General features: G+C 64.7%; 3 protein-coding genes. All 3 read left to right on the forward strand.

The window, feature by feature from the left end:
• Window positions 1-346 precede the first annotated feature (346 nt).
• The 3 genes from EOA85_RS29300 to EOA85_RS29310 are packed head-to-tail and all read left to right on the forward strand — an operon-like array spanning window position 347 to window position 3,950.
• Window positions 347-1,207: a xanthine dehydrogenase family protein subunit M gene (locus EOA85_RS29300; protein WP_065008610.1), complete on the forward strand. Its 861-nt coding sequence runs from the start codon at window positions 347-349 to the stop codon at window positions 1,205-1,207.
• Entirely contained in the window at window positions 1,207-1,683 is a 477-nt protein-coding gene (locus EOA85_RS29305) for a (2Fe-2S)-binding protein (protein WP_095521021.1), read from the forward strand. Before EOA85_RS29300 ends, EOA85_RS29305 begins: the two co-directional genes overlap by 1 nt.
• Window positions 1,684-1,685: 2 nt before the next feature.
• Window positions 1,686-3,950 (forward strand): xanthine dehydrogenase family protein molybdopterin-binding subunit, encoded by a 2,265-nt coding sequence (locus EOA85_RS29310; protein ID WP_127212084.1) that lies wholly within the window; start codon window positions 1,686-1,688, stop codon window positions 3,948-3,950.
• Window positions 3,951-4,121: the final 171 nt, after the last annotated feature.

Consider the following 4,121-nt stretch of genomic DNA (forward strand, 5'->3'; position numbering starts at 1 on the left):
TGAAGCCATAGAACAGCTCCTCCTGCATCACACTTTGCTCGCCCATCATCGACTCAATCTCCTCTTACAACGAAGATTGAATCAGTGCTTCAGGACCGCTGCAACCCGGACTTTTTCAACACTATCGGTGGAATGTTGCCATTCGTCTCGTCGATCGGGAACGAGAAAGTGGTTGATCCGGACGGAACTGCAAGAGTATGCCGACACGGGCGCACGCCAGTTCGGGTAGATTTGGGACTCGGTTTTGCGGCGCCTGGCCTAATCGCTGCTGATGCAGAACCGGATGACCATTCCGATCCAAGGCTCTATAACAGGCCGACAGAATTGCGATGATCAAGGGGAGACGATGCGCTACATACGTCCGCTTTCAATGGAAGACGCCGTTGGCCAGTTGGCCGGCTCGTCTGGCACGGCCGCCATTCTCGCCGGAGGCAGCGACCTCCTGGTGAGGATGAAAGGCGGCTTTATCGAGCCCGACCTGATCCTCGACATCAAGGCAATCGATGGGCTCAGCGAAATCAGGGAAACGGCGGAAGGCTTCAGCATCGGTGCGGCGGTCTCCTGCGCCTTGATGGGGGAGAGCGCGGCCTTGAAAGGGGAATGGCCGGGCGTCGTCGAAGCGGCCAAGCTGATCGGCTCGAAACAGGTGCAGGGACGCTGCACCATAACAGGCAATCTTTGCAACGCCTCGCCGGCAGCCGACAGCGTGCCGGCGCTGGTAGCCGCCGGCGCCATGGCATTGATAGCCGGGCCAGCAGGCAGGCGCACCGTCGCGGTAGAGGCAGTGCCGACCGGGCCGGGCAAGACGTCGCTCGCCAAGGGCGAGATCATCGAGGCGATCCTGCTCGACAGGCGCGCGCCGCGCTCCGGCGATGCCTATCTGCGTTTCATTCCACGCACGGAGATGGACATCGCCGTGGTAAGCGCCGGGGTGAACCTGACGCTCGATGAACAAGGTGTCGTCAAATCGGCCCGCGTGGCACTGGGCGCCGTGGCGCCGACGGTGCTGCTGGTGGAAGAAGCCACCGAGGCCCTCATCGGCAGGAAGCTGGACGAAGCCGCGCTGGAGCGGCTCGCCAAGGTCTGCTCCGGGGCCTGCCGTCCCATCGACGACAAGCGGGGCACCGTCGAGTTCAGAAGAAAAGTTGCGGGCGTGCTGGCCAGGCGGGCCGCCACGACCGCCTATGCACGTGCAGGAGGCAAATGATGGCTGGTGTAGCAGTCTCAACCACAATCAACGGCGACAATGTCGAGTACCTTTGCCAGCCGGACGAGACGCTGCTCGACGTGCTGCGCGACCGCCTCGGGCTGACGGGCGCCAAGGAAGGCTGCGGCACCGGCGACTGCGGCGCCTGCAGCATCATCCTCGACGACCGGCTGGTGTGCTCGTGCCTGGTGCTTGGCGCGGAGGCTGAAGGCCGGCGTGTCGAGACCATCGAGGGCATGGCGCATGGCGACAGGCTGCATCCGCTGCAGCAGAAGTTCCTCGAGCACGCAGCGCTGCAATGCGGCATCTGCACGCCGGGCTTCCTGATCGCGGCGAAGGACCTTTTGGCCAAGAACCCCGACCCGACCGAGGAGGAAATCCGCTTCGGCCTCGCCGGGAACCTCTGCCGCTGTACCGGCTATGACAAGATCGTGCGCGCCGTCCAGGACGCCGCCAGCGTGATGAAGGGAGCGTGACGATGAATTTCGATCCGCGTTACTCCAATCGCAGTTTCACCTCCGTCGGCACGCGTCCCATTCGCCCCGACGGCGTCGACAAGGTGACGGGCCGCGCCCGCTACGGCGCGGACTTCAACATGGCCGGCCAATTGGTCGGGCGTGTTCTGAGAAGCCCGCACCCCCACGCCACGATCAGGAAGATCGACACATCGAAGGCGGAGAAGCTCGCCGGCGTGAAGGCGGTGATCACCGCGGCCGACCTGCCCGACCTCACCGACGGCGATGCTGCCATGTACGACATCCTCGACAATTGCATGGCCCGCAAGAAGGCGCTCTATGACGGCCATGCCGTGGCCGCGGTCGCCGCTGTCGACGCCCGCACGGCGAGGCAGGCGCTGAAGCTGATCGAGGTCGACTATGAGGTGCTGCCGCATGTGACCGATGTCGACGAGGCGATGAAGCACACGGCACCCCTACTTAACGACGCCATCTTCACCGAGGGCCTCGAGGAAAAGCCCGTCAAGCCTTCCAACGTCACCAAGCGCACGCAGTTTGGCCATGGCGACATCCATGAAGGTTTCGGCCAGGCCGACTTCGTCGTCGAACGCTCCTTCAAGACCGAGCAGACGCACCAGGGCTATATCGAGCCGCATGCCTGCGTGGCGAGCGTCAGCTCCGACGGCACCGCCGACCTTTGGGTCTGCACGCAAGGCCATTTCGTCTACCGCCAGCACTGCGCCCAACTGCTTGGCATGGAAGCCTCCAAGTTGCGCGTCACCTCGTCGGAGATCGGCGGCGGTTTCGGCGGCAAGACTCACGTCTGGGCCGAGCCGGTGGCGCTGGCGCTGTCGCGCAAGGCCGGCCGGCCGGTCAAGCTGGTGATGACGCGTGACGAGGTGTTCCGCGCCTCCGGCCCAACCAGCGCCACCTCGATCGACGTCAAGATCGGCGCCCGCAAGGACGGCACGATCACCGCGGCCGAGGCGACGCTGCGCTATTCCTGCGGCCCCTATGCCGGCATGTGGGCCGAGATCGGCGCCATGACGGCGTTCGCCTGCTACAGGCTCGAGAACGTCAGGACGGTTGGCTACGAAGTGCTGGTCAACCGGCCGAAGACCGCCGCCTATCGGGCGCCGTCGGCGCCGATGGCGGCGTTTGCGGTGGAAAGTGCGATCGACGAACTGGCCAAGGAGATCGGCATTGACCCGGTCGAATTCCGGATCAGAAACGCCGCACAGGAAGGCACCAGATCTTCCTACGGCCCGGTATATGGCCCGATCGGCATCGGCCCGACGCTGGAAGCGGCGAAGAACCATCCGCACATGAAGGCTCCGCTGGGCAAGAACCAGGGCCGTGGCATGGCTTGCGGCTTCTGGTTCAACTTCGGCGGCCAGACCTGCACCGACGTCAACATCGGCATGGACGGCTCGGTCTCGCTTGCCGTCGGCACGGTCGATGTGGGTGGTTCCCGCGCGTCGCTGTCGCTGGTGGCGGCGGAGGAACTCGGCATCCCCTATGAGCAGGTCAAGGCTGTGGTGGCTGACACATCCAGCCTCGGCTACAACGACATGACGGACGGCAGCCGCGGCACCTTCTCCTCCTCGATGGCGACGATCTCGGCCGCCCGCAACACCATCAAGATCCTGCGCGAACGCGCCGCGCAGATGTGGGACATTCCCGTCGACGACGTGGTCTGGGAAAAGGGCCACGCCATCGCCAAAGGCGAGAAGTACGGCAACCTTGCGGCGCTGTCCCTGAAGGAGATCGCGGCGGCGTCAGGAAAAACGGGCGGGCCGATCGCCGGCCACAGCGAGCTCGTCGCCGACGGCGCCGGCGTCTCCTTTGCCACCCATATCTGCGATATCGAGGTCGATCCGGAGACCGGCACCACGAGGGTCCTGCGCTACACAGTCGTTCAGGATGCCGGCAAGGCGGTGCACCCGACCTATGTCGAGGGGCAGTACCAGGGGGGCGCTGCGCAAGGCATCGGCTGGGCGCTCAATGAGGAGTACATCTACGGCAAGGACGGGCGGCTGCAGAACCCCGGCTTCCTCGACTACCGGATCCCGGTCTGCTCGGACCTGCCGATGATCGACACGCAGATCCTCGAGATCCCCAATCCCAACCATCCTTACGGGGTGCGCGGCGTCGGCGAGACCTCGATCGTGCCGCCGCTGGCGGCGATCGCCAATGCGGTGTCGAACGCCGCGGGCGTGCGGATGACGCATATCCCGATGTCGCCGCCGCGGATTCTGGCGGCGATCGAGGCGGAACGGGGAGGCTGATGGTCGAGGTGACGCTCTGGGGATCGCTCGGCGCAATCGCCGGAGGCAAGAGCAAGGTCGAGATCGAGGCGAAGGATATTCGGGAGCTGTTCAGGAAGCTGGCTGAGCAGTATCCCGGCTTCGAGCCCTTGATCGAGAAGGGCATTGCAGTCGCTATCGACGGGGTGATTT

The sequence above is a fragment of the Mesorhizobium sp. M5C.F.Ca.IN.020.29.1.1 genome, assembly GCF_003997375.1.
In the GTDB taxonomy this organism is placed as follows: Bacteria; Pseudomonadota; Alphaproteobacteria; order Rhizobiales; family Rhizobiaceae; genus Mesorhizobium; species Mesorhizobium wenxiniae.

Coding starts and splice junctions, on each gene's coding strand:
- EOA85_RS29300 (WP_065008610.1), top strand. CDS start 347: ATGCGCTACATACGTCCGCTTTCAATGGAAGACGCCGTTGGCCAGTTG.
- EOA85_RS29305 (WP_095521021.1), top strand. CDS start 1,207: ATGGCTGGTGTAGCAGTCTCAACCACAATCAACGGCGACAATGTCGAG.
- EOA85_RS29310 (WP_127212084.1), top strand. CDS start 1,686: ATGAATTTCGATCCGCGTTACTCCAATCGCAGTTTCACCTCCGTCGGC.